16 protein-coding genes and 2 pseudogenes are annotated in these 13,864 nt (G+C 61.7%); 9 read left to right on the top strand and 9 right to left on the bottom strand.

All coding sequences use genetic code 11. The features are described 5' to 3' along the window. Window positions 1-670 precede the first annotated feature (670 nt). The 5 genes and pseudogenes from ltrA (at window position 671) to ONR57_RS16315 (ending at window position 4,738) form a co-directional block, all read left to right on the top strand. The gene (gene ltrA, locus ONR57_RS16335) at window positions 671-2,191 is read left to right on the top strand and encodes a group II intron reverse transcriptase/maturase (protein WP_265124568.1); all 1,521 of its coding nucleotides are present in this window, start codon (window positions 671-673) and stop codon (window positions 2,189-2,191) included. 115 nt (window positions 2,192-2,306) lie between these two features. Further along, a pseudogene (locus ONR57_RS16330) lies at window positions 2,307-2,564 on the top strand (ATP-binding protein); the annotation flags it as partial. Window positions 2,565-2,887: 323 nt separating this feature from the next. Beyond that, window positions 2,888-3,073 carry a hypothetical protein gene (locus ONR57_RS16325; protein ID WP_265124567.1) on the top strand — a complete coding sequence of 62 codons (186 nt, stop codon included), beginning with the start codon at window positions 2,888-2,890 and terminating at the stop codon, window positions 3,071-3,073. 1,096 nt (window positions 3,074-4,169) lie between these two features. Further along, a complete protein-coding gene (locus ONR57_RS16320) occupies window positions 4,170-4,397 on the top strand; it encodes a hypothetical protein (protein WP_265124566.1) in 228 nt (75 codons plus the stop codon). A 128-nt stretch (window positions 4,398-4,525) separates the two neighbouring features. After that, entirely contained in the window at window positions 4,526-4,738 is a 213-nt protein-coding gene (locus tag ONR57_RS16315; RefSeq protein WP_265124565.1) for a hypothetical protein, read from the top strand. Between the two features lie 339 nt (window positions 4,739-5,077). Here ONR57_RS16315 and ONR57_RS16310 read toward each other — a convergent pair whose 3' ends face one another. Further along, on the bottom strand, window positions 5,078-5,413 hold the full coding sequence (locus ONR57_RS16310) for a hypothetical protein (RefSeq protein WP_265124564.1): 336 nt from the start codon (window positions 5,411-5,413) through the stop codon (window positions 5,078-5,080). 167 nt (window positions 5,414-5,580) lie between these two features. Then, on the bottom strand, window positions 5,581-6,294 hold the full coding sequence (locus ONR57_RS16305) for a hypothetical protein (RefSeq protein ID WP_265124563.1): 714 nt from the start codon (window positions 6,292-6,294) through the stop codon (window positions 5,581-5,583). Between the two features lie 571 nt (window positions 6,295-6,865). Between ONR57_RS16305 and ONR57_RS16300 the strand changes: the two genes are divergently transcribed. Then, the gene (locus tag ONR57_RS16300; RefSeq protein WP_265124562.1) at window positions 6,866-7,120 is read left to right on the top strand and encodes a hypothetical protein; all 255 of its coding nucleotides are present in this window, start codon (window positions 6,866-6,868) and stop codon (window positions 7,118-7,120) included. A 552-nt stretch (window positions 7,121-7,672) separates the two neighbouring features. Beyond that, window positions 7,673-7,882, top strand: coding sequence for a hypothetical protein (locus ONR57_RS16295; protein ID WP_265124561.1), 210 nt, complete (start codon window positions 7,673-7,675; stop codon window positions 7,880-7,882). Here the strand turns inward: ONR57_RS16295 and ONR57_RS16290 are convergent. The 4 genes and pseudogenes from ONR57_RS16290 to ONR57_RS16275 form a co-directional block, all read right to left on the bottom strand. After that, entirely contained in the window at window positions 7,850-8,269 is a 420-nt protein-coding gene (locus ONR57_RS16290) for an SRPBCC family protein (RefSeq protein WP_265124588.1), read from the bottom strand. The genes ONR57_RS16295 and ONR57_RS16290 overlap by 33 nt on opposite strands. Before the next feature lie 103 nt (window positions 8,270-8,372). Then, a complete protein-coding gene (locus ONR57_RS16285; protein ID WP_265124560.1) occupies window positions 8,373-8,624 on the bottom strand; it encodes a hypothetical protein in 252 nt (83 codons plus the stop codon). 94 nt (window positions 8,625-8,718) lie between these two features. Next, window positions 8,719-9,621 carry a transposase gene (locus tag ONR57_RS16280; protein ID WP_265124559.1) on the bottom strand — a complete coding sequence of 301 codons (903 nt, stop codon included), beginning with the start codon at window positions 9,619-9,621 and terminating at the stop codon, window positions 8,719-8,721. A gap of 117 nt (window positions 9,622-9,738) precedes the next feature. Beyond that, window positions 9,739-9,855: pseudogene (locus ONR57_RS16275) on the bottom strand (IS607 family transposase); the annotation flags it as partial. 97 nt (window positions 9,856-9,952) lie between these two features. Here ONR57_RS16275 and ONR57_RS16270 point away from each other — a divergent pair. Then, complete coding sequence (locus tag ONR57_RS16270) at window positions 9,953-11,761, top strand: penicillin-binding transpeptidase domain-containing protein (protein ID WP_265124558.1); 1,809 nt, start codon at window positions 9,953-9,955, stop codon at window positions 11,759-11,761. 53 nt (window positions 11,762-11,814) lie between these two features. Here ONR57_RS16270 and ONR57_RS16265 read toward each other — a convergent pair whose 3' ends face one another. Further along, complete coding sequence (locus ONR57_RS16265; RefSeq protein WP_265124557.1) at window positions 11,815-12,090, bottom strand: hypothetical protein; 276 nt, start codon at window positions 12,088-12,090, stop codon at window positions 11,815-11,817. Window positions 12,091-12,312: 222 nt separating this feature from the next. On the opposite strand from ONR57_RS16265, the gene ONR57_RS16260 reads away from it, so the two are divergent. Next, on the top strand, window positions 12,313-12,750 hold the full coding sequence (locus ONR57_RS16260) for a hypothetical protein (protein WP_265124556.1): 438 nt from the start codon (window positions 12,313-12,315) through the stop codon (window positions 12,748-12,750). 5 nt (window positions 12,751-12,755) lie between these two features. On the opposite strand, the gene ONR57_RS16255 is transcribed toward ONR57_RS16260, so the two are convergent. Both ONR57_RS16255 and ONR57_RS16250 read right to left on the bottom strand, forming a co-directional pair. Further along, the gene (locus ONR57_RS16255; RefSeq protein WP_265124555.1) at window positions 12,756-12,980 is read right to left on the bottom strand and encodes a hypothetical protein; all 225 of its coding nucleotides are present in this window, start codon (window positions 12,978-12,980) and stop codon (window positions 12,756-12,758) included. Between the two features lie 35 nt (window positions 12,981-13,015). Further along, window positions 13,016-13,798, bottom strand: a complete 783-nt coding sequence (locus ONR57_RS16250) for an HNH endonuclease family protein (RefSeq protein ID WP_265124554.1) — start codon at window positions 13,796-13,798, stop codon at window positions 13,016-13,018. Window positions 13,799-13,864 lie beyond the last annotated feature (66 nt).

Raw genomic sequence — 13,864 nt, 5'->3', positions numbered from 1 at the left:
GGCTCCAGCAGGAATTGATCCGCCTTGGCCGCTATCCGTTGCTGATCATCGACGAAGTGGGATGTGCGCCACGAGGCGCTGATGATTCTCGCGAGAGGAGGTACTCGCCGCCGGCCATCGCAGTGGCCGGTTGAAGCTGGAGGCAGGCCGAACCCCGGGTTGGGGGTGAGGCCGGGAGCAGCCTCGACAACGTAGGGGCGGACCGCGACCACCAGGCGGTTCGTGCCCGCAAGCGAAGACGGAATGGGTGCAAGGAAACTGAACCAGTGGTTGAAGTCCCGTGAGTCGTCAGCGGCCTGCCGAATCTGGTGGATGGGCCGCTTTGTGGTGCTGGAGACGTTGTATCCGATGACGTCTCCTCTCCTGCCATCTGCTGTGGATGGGTGGTGGGAGGCCCGGACCAAAACTGCGATATGCGGTCCGAGGCGATGCCGCCGGGGTATAGCTGGGCACCGACGCCGTCATAGAGATCATCAGTGAACGTGGGAAGCGATCTGGGACCGCCCTTTCGCCCGGCATCCAGCCGGTTCGGCATGGGGCAGGTGCGACGCCCGCTGAAGGGCTCAGATCGTGGCGGAGTCGCCGTAGTACTCCGGGGCCGGGAAAGCCGGTCACATGGGGAAGGGCGACAGCGTGATAGCAGCAGGGCTGCTGTCGGGAAGGATCGTTGTTGAATAACGACGCACCGACCGTTTGGCCGGAGAGTTTTGCGGCTGAGCGACGGGTACTCGATCATCAGCGCAAGCTGCACCGATGGGCACGGGCCGATCCGGAACGCCGGTTCGGAGATGTGTTCAACTTGATTTGCGATCGGGCCACGTTGTTGGTGGCCTGGGAGCGGGTGGCGGGCAACCGGGGTGCCAGGACAGCGGGCGTGGACGCGGTGACCCGCTACCACGTCGAGGACCGGACGGGAGTGATCCCGTTCCTGGAGGAATTACGTTCCTCGCTGCGGGGCGGGACCTTTCGCGCGTTGCCGGTCAAGCAGGCGGTGATTCCGAAGAAGAACGGCAAGGTCCGTTATCTCGGGATTCCGACGCTGCGCGATCGGGTGGCGCAGATGGCTCTGAAGCTGATCCTGGAACCGATCTTCGAGGTCGATTTCTATCCGTCCAGTTACGGATATCGGCCTGGACGTCGGGCTCAGGATGCCATCGCCGAGATCCACCATTTCACCCGCAAGCCGTCGACCTACGAGTGGGTCATCGAGGGAGACATCAAGGCTTGCTTCGACAACGTCGACCATCACGTCCTGATGGACTTGGTGGGCGAGCGCATCACCGATCGCAAAGTGCTGCGCCTGGTCTCGGGGTTCTTGCGAGCCGGGGTTGTCGAGCTGCATGGTGGGTTCGCGGAGACCCTCACCGGGACTCCGCAGGGCGGGGTCGCCTCGCCGTTGTTAGCCAATGTCTATCTGTCCGTGCTGGATCGGCATTTTGCGCGGGTCTGGGACGAACAGATGAGCCCGCCTTGGCGGCGGAAGTATCGCCGCCGAATGGGACGACCGAACTACCGGCTGATTCGCTATGCCGACGATTTCGTCGTGCTGGTGCACGGCACGAAATCCGAAGCAGAAGAACTGAAGTCGGAAGTCGCGGTCCTGCTGGCCGACCGGTTGAAGATGACTCTCTCGGTCGAAAAGACCCACATCACCCACATCAACGACGGATTTGTGTTCCTCGGCTTCCACATCCAGGCGAAGAACTGGGGCAAGGGCCGTCGTGTTGTGCTCACCATCCCGTCCAAGAACGCGTTGGCGTCGGTGATGCACAAGATCAAGAAATTGACAACGCGAAGCACGACCTCGTTGTCGTTGGCGGAGGTGCTTCGGACGGTCAACCCGATCCTCCGGGGCTGGGCGGCCTACTTCCGCTATGGCGCATCGAAGAGGACGTTCTCCTACCTCGGCTGGTACGCGTGGTGGAGGATGTTGCTCTGGATACGCCGCAAGCATCCCGGCCTGACCTGGAAACAGTTGCGGCGCCGCTATTACGGGGCAGACCGCATCATTGAGGACGGTGTGGTCCTCTACAACCCGGCGAAGATGAAGGTCGAACGCTACCGCTTCCGCGGAGCGCAGATCAGCACGCCCTACAACATCGACGAGGTCGATCCGACTGGAGCACGCTTCCGCCGGACCAACCACGACGACGTGGGTTTCGTCGGACAGGTCAGCGAACGCCTCGCCTGACTCATCGGATCACGTGGAGAGCCGGATGCCCGGCCAACGGGCACGTCCGGTTCGGCGGGCGGCGGCGAGAAGACCGACACCGGAAACGGTGCACGGCGTCTCGCCGCCGACCCAACACATACCGTTCGAACCCGAAGCCGCCAACCTGTTCTTCCAGCTCGTGTCCAGCCGCTACGAACGCGCCAGCCTGATCGTCACCAGCAACAAACCCTTCGGGCGCTGGGGAGAAGTCTTCGGCGACGAAGTCGTTGCAGCCGCCATGATTGACCGGCTTGTCCACCACGCTGAAGTCATCGCTCTCAAAGGCGACTCCTACCGACTCAAAGACAGAGACCTCGGCCGCGTCCCCGCGGCCAGCAACGAGGAAACCTAACCAACCGAGGGGGTCAATTTTCAGTTGCCGAAAAGGGGTCAAGATTCAGCCGCCGTTGACAAAGATAGCCACCTACGCTGGACTTCACCGCCGGTTCCCGATGACTTTGACATACCTCATAGCCTACGCAGCAAGCTGTCTCGTTGCGTTCGGTTGTCGTTGGAGATTTCTGAAGCCCACCCTATTCGTGGGCGTCAGTTTGAGCGCTGAATGGGGGGACCTGATTTTGCCAGGTTGATGGGACCCGTCTCGTCGTATGTCCCGACCGATGGCTCGTTTTGATTTCTCGTGTCGGAGTTTTCCGGACACGGAGGCGGACGGGCATGGCGTTCCGGGAGGTCAATGTGAACGAGGTCAAAGAAGTGCACCGAATCTGGGTCACCGGCCCCAGCGGCAGAGGGGCGGGGCTGCGCACCATCGCCGTGCACTGCGGTGTGGACCGCAAAACAGTGCGCCGCTATGTCGGGGGCCGCCCAGGCAGCCGGTCCGACCCGTTGACAAGTAGGTGACACGCTCCTTGAGCCAGGCCGGACATACCTATTCGCTGGACGCTACACATCGCTGCACGACTGGTACACCGTGGTTCCGCAAACTGGAAATGTCCTCCTGAATGTCCGCGAAGTCCGAGGTCTTGAACGGGCTGAGCAACAGCCGAAATCAGTCGCTAGAACCCGAAGTGATACAGGAAATGCGTGCGGCGATCCGAAACGTCGTGCCGTTCGACGACCCCCAGCCCCGCAGGTACGGCCCAGGGACTACGCCTCGGCCAGGTGACGTCCCCACCATCGAGCCACGCCTGGAACTGCCGCCTCGGTAAGCCCAACTGTTCTGCTGTGCTCGAATATTGTGGTTTCGGGGGCGCGGTGGTTAATCCCGCCGCGATCAGGCCCGTAACTCCTGAAGCTGGCCTGAGCCCAAAGGTAGCGATCGGTCCGAGAAGGTTGGCTGCGCTGGCTGGGTTCTTGATGAGTACTCTGGCCTCGCGGGCACGGCAGTCGAAGCAGGAGTTGAAGGTGAACGCCTGGGCCCCGCAAGACCTTTCCTGGGGGCAAGTTCCCTATACACGTGGGAGGGCCAAAGGCAGGAGTAGACAGTGATGAGTAACCATGCGCACCTCAATAGACGGTGGAGTGTGTGGTGGGGCCTAGTCGCAGGAGCTATTGCCGCGGTCTTTCTCTATATGCCAGCGACCCTGGCCATGATGGACGTCTTTGACGTTCCCGTCCCCAGCGCGACCCCGCATGGGCTTCGTGATTCATCTACTGAGGTGCCGACCTCCTATTGGGGCAGCTGGTTACTCTTACTAGCAGTGCTAGCCCTACCTGCGTTGGCACTGGCCTGCGTCCCCCGAGCGCGGAAAGCGGCTTGGGGATACGTGTTCACGGCACTCACACTGGGAGGCATCCTCTGCGCCGCTGTGATCTCCTTTGAGTATTACGGCTTTGCACCCACCTGACAGCATGCATGCATCAGATTGCCAGTAGCTACGACTGAAGTCCCCGCATCAGCAGCAGTGCTGCTTGGTGCGGGGACTACCCTGGTGCGCCCAGAGTGCGCATTATCGCGGTCTGTCGGGAATGGGCCGTCTGCCGAACACCAAGGCTGGTGATCCGCGCGCCGACCGTGCGGTGGCTCGCGATAGTGCTTCCGCTCGGTGCCGTGCTCAGCACTGGCGCAGGCGTTGCCGTCGCCTGGTGGAGCGGCTTCACCACCTCATCGCCGGTGTTCGTCGCGGTAACTGCAATTGTCATTGCAGGGCTGGGAGTCACCGTCGGGGCCTCCCGGCACTTCGCCATCCGGCGGGCGGCTGACAGCGAGGCCGCCTCGGTCTAGCCGCGATCCGAGTGCAGCGGGCCTGCCAAGCGCGCACGCCATCCAGTCGGCCCTTAGCCGCGCCGGATATTTCTTAACGACGTTCCCCGAACGTGCAAAGGTACTGTCCGGTGATGGAGAGGAGGGTTGTGACTCATCAGTTTGCGGTCTTCGGTGCGACCCTCCTCATGGGTGCGTTCGTGGGGGTGGTCTTCTTTGTAATCGCGCGGGCAGTCTGGTTTGGGTTGTGTGCCATGAAGATCGCGTTTTCGGGGACCGGCTTCTCGGCTCGCTCGCGCGCACACTTGAGACGTGGCTGCCGGTCCAGCGAGTCGACGGGAAACCCGCGTGACTCCGCGTAGCCGTTCCGCCGAACACCCTCTGACGAATCAGAAGTTCGGGAAAACTCGGCCCTGCACGTATGGAAGGAAATCCCTCGCCGACGAAGAACGCTAGGGAATATGGACGTCGCAGTCGTACTTACGCCACGCCACGCCACGCCGGCAGGAGTCCGTGGAAGCTCACGGTATTCGCGATCAACGGTGTGCTCGAACTCCCGGAAAATGACCTTCAGACGCTACTGAGCCGAAAGCGCTGTGTGCGACGCGTATTGGGCACTATTGACCTTCGCACATCGTGGGTATGTGCGCCCCGGTTGCTACTTGGCAGCGTTTCATCTCCGGCATCGGAAACTTCGGCATTCATGTTCGGGTGCCTCGGCCAATCTTGACATATGCGAAGTTGTCGGGATTTAGATCTCGGCCGGAGGGTGCGTCGGCAAACGCTCCCGCTACTTCTATCCAGCGCCGAGCTTCCTCCCGCAGGGTGCGAGCGGCGCCTTCTCGGAACGCGATCGCGGCCTCCCGCTTGTCGTCTCCGGATTCCCCGCGCATGGCGTGAGCTTCACGCTCTACTTCCTCGGCGTCATAACGGACCTGTTCAGCGATCTGTGCGAAGAGCTCCGAAAGCAGCTGGGAGCGAGGAGCTGCCTGCTGTATCAAGGCGACCGCGCGCGCCAGCTCACTGCTCTGTCTCATACGCCTCAGCATCCCATACACAGGACGGTCCATATGTGGTCCTTTGTCCGGGCTTTCGTCCTGGCTGCCGAGGAAGCTGCGCCGCCTGAGTGGTGAGCGTTAGCCCCGGGGCCCTGTGTATCCCCTCGCGTGCTGACTGATCTGGGTTGTGTAGATTCCTCAATCTTTTAGTTCACGGTGTCGCCCCAGCAGCTGAGGTCGAGGTCGGGTAGTACATGGAATGACTCGAGCTTCACATCGTTTATCAGGGACTCGATGAGATCTGTCCTCCCGCCGACGAGGGTTGAGTCGAAATCGATCTCAGACAGCGCGTACCAGGACCGGTCACGCGGCCACATCACCATGGGGAAGCGTCCCACTGTTTGTGGGTGCTGGGTGACCTGTTCGGCCATCGCTGCGAGGTTGCCTTGCAGCAGGATGAGTTTCCGCCCCGCGAGCGTGTAGCGCGCAGTATCGAATCCGGCCTGAGTGAAGCCGCTGCTTCCTCCGGGGCGAACATCGAAGTGACCGGACCAGAACCCGAACACGGTTCCTTCGGGATCCATGGTTGCGCGCATTAGGTGCGGTAGGAGCGCGGCGAACGAATCAGGGTCGAGCTGTCCGTGGCGTGGGGAGAAGCCCCGCCAAGAGGCGTACAGGTCTTTATCGGCATCCGTGCCGCCAATAAGCCGGTGCCACTGAACCGCCGGATGCACAATAGCCCCGGTCTCCGCCGCGATATCGGCCCACCGCGGCGGCGGGACGTCGTTGCTGGACTCGGGCCGGTGCAGGATCCGGCAGTACGCTTCAAACCCGAGGGGCACCTGTCCCGAAATCTGGCTGCTGTTTCCCTGGAAGCGTTCAGCAGCCCAGTCCGCCGCTGCAGGATCGGTGACAGGCACCGCTGTATTTATCCACAATTGTCAATCAGTCTCAAACTGGGCTTCTTCGCCGCAGCCCGCTCACATCCGAATTCTCGCTGCATGATCACCACCACTTGTTTTCTAGACGCCATTTGCACTACGAGTGGTTCCGAGGCAGGTCCTCAATGGGACCTTCATCAAACTTCGGCGATTCTTCACCGTAGATAATTGTCAGGCGTGACGAGTAAGCCCCTTTCTTGGTGTGGTGTTGTCTACGGACCGGCTCATCCTCGATATACCACGCATCAGTTGCGACATAATCGTATCCATCCTGCACGCCTTGACCGGGGACCCGTCGCCAGGTGAAGTTGACCATGCGGCCTGGTTCCATACCATTATGACGCGCTGTCGACGGGGTTGAAGTATGAATCCAGCATCCTCCAGGCGTATCGGGTGAGTCAATTACACCCCAGCCCGGATCGATATCCCAAAATCGTACAATTCCCACGGATCGCATACTTCACTATACTGCTTCGTAACGTGACGGGCGGTTGAACTAGTTGCGGGAAATCTGTATGTATAACCGTAGATGGCGAAGTAGGAGGCAGAAATGTCACATCAGAACGGTGACGAGCACGGGGACCCGCAACTCGCCCCAGAAGAATGGGACCTATTTGATCCCGAAGAACCAATAATCGAGGGGCCACCTCCGGTGTCCGTCGAAGATTTCCTACGTGACTCACTCGAAGGCGTCGACCCCGACCAGGAAGCGATTGAGATCCCTACCGACGTCGAGTCCATCCCGGCGCCAGGTAACCGCAGCGATGGCAACTACTACATGGATCTGAGAATCGAAGAAGACTGACCAGGTCACCGTATAGTGCACCCCGACCGGTACAACCACTTCACCAGAGCATCTGTGCCTCCGGTGCGGGCGATGTTGCTGCGCGCGGTAGCTGCAGCAACTGGCGCCTAGTCAGGACGCTTTTGATGCAGTACCTCGGAGACGGGTATGTGCCCAGGTTTAGGTTCGCCTGGAAGGCTAACCGGCGCGAGTCCAGCGCTTTCTCGGCGCTCATTGACCGAAAAGACGTACTGTGCAAATTCAGGTTTGACGTGCACATCCGGGAATTGGATACGAAGCGCTGCAATTATCGCGTAGCCCTCGTCGTACCAGCCGTATACGTCTATCCCCGGAAGCCAGAGCGGCCGCGACGTAAAATCATCGACCTCCTGCACAAAGAACCTTTGGAAGCAGTCCGTCCAGGCCAGGATCCTCTCCCCCAGAGCGCCATCAATCCCGAGCTCATGCGGTAGGACGTAGGGCTTCGCCGAGGGCTGGCCGCCAACCAATTCTCTCGAAGGCCATAGCGAACTGGGGTGGCCATGATCGGGGTGAACCGTAATAGTGAGTTCCGTGGGAGGCGTTCTTAATATCGCCATAGCACCGGTATACCGGGTTGTGGCCCTCGCGGTCGGCTTGATCGGGTGCGGCGCCGACGTGGGAATGGTTGACGTCACCCGGTTGCAGACGACCTACGGAGACGAGGTGACGCTGCGTGCACTGCTTGAGGGACGCCATGACTGGCGTGAATTACAGTCCGGCCGCGACGTTTGGCCGCGCTAAGGCAGGGAGTGGCTCGAACGCGAACGTCCAGGTGAAGCGGCATCCGGTGGCCGTCGGTTCGACGAGGTAGTCCTCGGCGAAGCGCCGGAACATCGGAAGGCTCGCTTGCATTACCCAGAACGAGTGGCGCCTGCCTTCTTCCCAGCGGAAGAATTCCTCGCAGAGGTCAAGCATCCGCGCAACGGTGATCTCACGGTTCGTACCGGCTCCGAACGGCCGGCGCGAGGTGTAGCGACCGTTGCTTAGCAGGCTGCACCACGCAAGAGGGGTGTCGCTGCTCAGCCCCTCCCATACCTGAGCAGCCGGAACGGGGAGATCAAGGCTGAACGACCGGACTGTCGGGGCAGTCTCAAAGAACGACGCGTCGCATTCTTGCAGGTCAAACATTTTCACCACTGCTTCTCGATATGGCGGCCGAGTGCTCTGCGCAGCTGATAGTTCACTTTGCCGTGGATATTGGCGAGATCCCACGGCGCTCGCACAGAAACGGTCATCGCAGGAATCCAGTACTGGTCCTTGATCGGATCGGGCGGTGAAGCCGCTCCCATGCGATCGTGGCCGCGATGTCGCCCTCACCGTCGGCTTCCGACAGCCGGGCGAGGATGGTGCCGTCGCGCTCGACGATCTGTGTCTCGCCGAGCATGCTTGTGCGCCACGGCACCTTGGGAAGCCCGGGTATGAACATGGTGGTCGGGCCGACGTGGCTTGCGTGAACTGCGGCGGTTCCCACCAGGGGAGCCATCTGACCAGGTAGTTTGCGTGCGAGTTCCTGCTGCAGGGCATGCTCGCGGTTACCGTTGCCTTCTGGTGAGCAAACGTGAGTGTGCTCTGATGCATTAGACAGCCTCGCCTTGCGGGGAGGCGCTTCCATTGCTGGATTCAAGTTTCACAGCCACCAGCGCCGCCGGAACGGTCGTCTTACGGTCGGCTCCACCATTGTCGAAGCAGGCACTCTGCTCCGCTCGCGCTAAGCGCGCGAGATTCACTGCGGCGTTGAGATCACGATCGATCACCAACCCGCAGTGCTCGTTGTCGCAGACGTATCGGCGTTCTGACAGGGTCAGCTTGGCTTTCACCGAACCGCAACCAGAACACGTCTTCGAGCTTGGATACCACCTGCCAGCCTGTACGCGAACTGACCCGTACCAGGAGGTCTTGTAAGCGAGATGGCGGGAGAGCTCACCCAAACCAGCATCAGCGATCGAACGATTCAAACCCTTCTTGCGGGCACCACCGGCGGTCATCATGTTCTTCACCGCTAGCGTCTCGGTACCGATCACGCCAAAGGACTGGGCGAGCCAGGTGGTCAGCTTATGCAGCCGATCCCGGCGCAAGTTCACCACCCGTATGTGCTGTTTCGCGATGACCTGCTGAGTACTCAGCCACGCGTTCGACGGTTCCCGCCTGGCCTCAGCGACCGTGTCCCACCGTCCTTGCTGCCGCGCGGCTTTACGTTGCAATGCCCGCAACTTGCGTGCGGCCTGCTTCAACTCCCTGGGCGCGGTGACGCGCAGGACCTCCCGGCCGTCGGGTGTGGCCGCGACGATCAGGTCCTTCACACCGAGATCAACACCAACCACCGGCGCGAGGCGCTTCACGTGCACCGGACGTGCGGCGGCACGCTCAACCAGGCAGGTGAAACTCACCCAGCCACCGGCCACGCTCGAACCGCACCGTGGCTTACAGCAGCCGTGCCGTCCCTGCTTCGAGGCGGCGGGCGAGTTTACGGGTCGACTCATGCACCCGCAGCGTCCCGAGCCGGGGCAGTGTCACGTGACGACGGCCCAGTTCGACGCAGATCGTGCCGGTGGTGAACGCAAACGCCTGGGCCGGAACGCTTCGACTTGAATGACGGTCACCACAATCCGGCGGCCCCGTGCGGACAGGGCAACTTCGAGGTGCTCGACCCCGAAACGGGGCACACGGTCGCGGTACTCCACAACGACCACTCTGACAGAGGGGTCTGACAAAACATGACCTCTCTCGCCTCGCGCGGTGTGCGGATCGACTGGACGCCGCCGAGACACAATCGCTCTCGACAGAACCAAGATCGCGTGGTGGTATGGCTGTATGCGAGCCCAGCGACCGACCCGTTCGCCATCCGCCTCCAGGATCGTCCGCAGGACCGTTTCGGCAGGTATCGCGGCCGCGCTGGTCAGCGTGACGGTATCGTGCGGGCTTTTTACCGACGAGCGCCAGGAAACGCTCGAAGCGTTCGCCGAGGCCGTTAACGCCGGTGACGTCACCACGGCGGCAGAGCTTACAACTGACCCAGAAGCTGCAGCGAGAGCGCTACAAGCCAGCCTGGACGGGATGGCGGGCGCTGCCCGCACTATGAGCATCAGCGCTGGCGAAGGCGCGGACAGCCCCGCGCAGACAATTACGGTGTGGGACCTCGGTGAACAGCGCCTCGCGGAAACTGTAGGAATTGCGAACGTCGCTGAAACGGAAGCCGGATTTCGGATCCAATGGGCCCCCGAGGTGCTCGACACCCGCCTGAACGAAGGTGGCCGACTCGTATACGCAGACCTGCTGGACTACGACACTCCAATCGTCGACCGCAACGAATCACCGCTGATGACGTGGCAGACCGTCACCGTGATCAGCCTGGAGAGTGGCGCCGAGGATAGCGCCGCGGCGGTCGCAGCGCTCGTGTCAGACGCCGCGCCCACAATCACCGCTGCGTCTATTCAGGAGGGCATGGCCGAAGCGCCCGACCAAGACTACGTCGTGGTGACACTGCGCGAAGATGACATCGCTCCGATACGCACGCAACTTAGTGAGATTGATGGCGTCCAGTTGAGCGAGCAGGGCCGGCTGCTGACCGCTGATCGCTCGCTCACCTCCCCCGCCCTGCGGGGCCTCCCGGAGGTGTGGGAAGAGGCTCTGCGGGCCGAGCAAGGCTGGGTGGTCACCGCGAGCAACCCCGAATCGACTGAACGTGTCGCTGGGCGGGACGCGGGAGAGGTCGCGAATATTCCCACCATGCTCGACCTTGAGTTACAGCAAGCCGCGCAAGAAGCGGTCGACGGTGAAGAGCGTCCCGCGATGCTGGTCGCGATCCAGCCATCGACCGGCGGGATCCTTGCTGTTGCCCAAAATTCAGCGGCCGACAGCGAAGGCCCCGTTTCCCTTACTGGCATGTACGCGCCTGGTTCAACGTTCAAAATTGTGACGACATCTGCAGCGCTCAACGCTGGCATTACATCAGCTGACGAGGTCATGCCCTGCCCTGGGGTCGCGACGATTGAAGGCCGGACAATTCCGAACGACGAGGGTTTTGACCTCGGTCAGGTGCCGCTGCACACGGCCTTCGCACGCTCGTGCAACACCACCCAGGGCATGCTCGCGGTTCAGCTTGACGCCAGTGCGCTGACGGACACCGCGCAGGCCCTGGGGCTGGGGGCCGATTTCGATATACCCGGCCTTACCACCGTCACAGGAAATGTGCCTGTGACCGAGGCTGGACCAGCGCGAGTCGAAGCCGCGATCGGGCAGGGGGAAGTCCTTGCCAGCCCGTTTGGGATGGCGGTCGCCGTCGCATCGCTGGCGAACAACGGGACGATGGTGACGCCCAGTCTGGTCGAGGAGGCGGAGACGACGGCCGACGTCGCGCCTCAGCCCCTACCGGAGGAAGTTGTTGCGGCAATACGCCAGATGATGCGTGAAACAGTCAGCAGCGGAACCGCGACAGCGCTGGCGGATATCAGCGGGCTTGGGGGAAAGACCGGCACCGCTGAGGTGGGCGGAGGCCCATCAAACGGCTGGTTCGTTGGTATTGCGGACGATATCGCGTTCGCAACGTTCGTGGAGGGCGCAGACTCATCGGCACCGGCGGTTGCCGTCTCGGGCCGGTTCCTGCGCGCGGTCACACCTTAGGCTCGGCTAGTCGCGACGCCGCGCGACGCGGCGTCGCTTGTTTGCAGACCCGCTTACGCTGCCCGAGCCGTCGGCGTCGCGGGCCATGCGCGCTTCACCGCTCGCACGATGCGATCAGTAACGGGTAGCGGGGCAACCCACTCGAGGTCACCGGCGAAGATGTAGCCGGCCGGTCCGCGATCCAGCAGCGTGTAGTACGGAAGCCCCGAGGGATACACGCGCGCTGGCCCGCTGACTGTGACGGTCGAGCCGTGATAGCCGGCGAGGTAGTCCCCGGGCACAGCTGACTGCGGATCCACGCGTTCAGCTGCCAACTGGAAAAGGCACATGTGCAGACACCTCCTTGTGAGTTTCGTGTCCTGCTTGATTCAACGTTCAGCGCGACCACATCGTGCCGAATACCGGAGTGTTTTCGCTCACGCATGCCCTGAACTCGGCAGGCGCCGCCGAACCCGCGCAGTGAAGTCCGTCGCGTGCTACCTTGGTGCTCCGGTCACAATGGTGCCTCCGGTGCGACCTAGCAGTACCGGCGCGGACACGAAGGGGTGCATATGGTGGTGCGCTTCCTGCCCAAATCCCTGCGCGAATTGTCTCGCCGGGCAGTGCAAACCGTCGAGCATTTTGAGATCGTCCGCAGCGACGTCGATACCACTCTCGGTGACGTAAAAAACACGCTCTCAGAAGTCGCGCATATGCTGAGCGAAGTCGACAAAGTCGTTGCTGATGTGGGGCAAACCCTCCACCATGTCGACGCCACCCTGACAGGCATTGGTGAGTCTCTGCACAAGGTACTTGGCAATGTCGACGTCCGGCTTTCGCAAACCTCCGCCACGCTGAACGACGTGAAGAATATGCTCGATCGTCACGAGGCTGAGCGCGAACTCGTGCGACAAATACCTGCCCTGACCGCGAAAGTGAACGAGATGGACACTATCGCGGTGCAGGTGAGCGAGATTCACGCTGCGCTTACTCAAGCAGGCAAACTGTAGCCCGATCAGGCTTCGAAAGGGAGCGCGTTCCCCGCGACGTCAGTGGCGCCGCGATTCTGTTCGATCGCGCTGATCATCTCGTCGATCGATTCCCACGGACGCGGCGGGTCGCCGTCCAGGTTGCCGATGGTTAACCAGCGAGGGTTGTCGCGGTATCGGACGAGACCGTGGCCATTCTCGTCAAGCTGAACATCAAGTTCACCGGAGATAGAGCCTTCTTCGTCGGTCATCACAACTAGCTTGCCCGGGATCGAGACGCACCCACTCAATCGAGTTCCCCTTTCAGGACGCACTCCTCCGCCGCATGCTTCAAAGCCGCCACCTCGTCTGCGTCAGCCGTCAGACCGTATTTCACCTTGACGTGCGTGTAGCGTTCAACGTACTCGCACCGAAAGTTGCCCGGTGGCAAATACGTCGATGGGTCCTGATCGCCCTTTGAACGGTTCGCGGACGGATCTGAGATAACCACGTTCAGGGCATCATTCGCTATCAGCCGACGGGTGTGCACGTCCATTTCGCTTGCCCCAGAGCGCCATGCTTCACCCAGCGCCACAATGTGTTCGGCGTCGACAGCGGACGACTCCGTCATCCACTTGTAGTCACGCACCTGCCCGGTCTGCCGGTCGACAACCCCGTACTGATCGAGCCAGCCGCCGTCCGGTCCGATGCCGAATTCACACGTCGCGGGATCCAGTGTGACGGTGCCGCGCGCGTCACGGAGCAGCACGGCATCACGAGATGTGCAGCGGCCCTCATATTTTCCGAATGCGGCGCCAAATCCAAACTCGGGTTCGAGCCGGTCCCAATGCGGGAAGTCAGAGCGGCTGTAGTCGGACATCGTCGATTCCGCGCCCACCTCGATCAAGCCCACCAGCGCCAGAATCCCGTGTGCCTCCGGCACGTCCGGTGCGGAAGCGCTTTCCGTATTGAGGGTTTCCAGCCATTCCGCAAGCAGGTCTTCAATACTCGAGGGTTCGCAAGCGGTGACCCCGAACACCGCTCCGGCAACGACAACAGCTCCAGCCACCCAGCGAGCAGACGTGCGCACGATTCCCCTTCACGCCGAAAGTAGTTGCTGCGCTTGATTATTCAGGCTTTACAACGGTTCGAAGCT

The organism is Hoyosella sp. YIM 151337 (genome assembly GCF_026041215.1).
Lineage (GTDB): Bacteria > Actinomycetota > Actinomycetes > Mycobacteriales > Mycobacteriaceae > Hoyosella.
The sequence above is the reverse complement of the archived record's forward strand: the minus strand, read 5'-3'. Positions and strand labels throughout refer to the sequence as shown.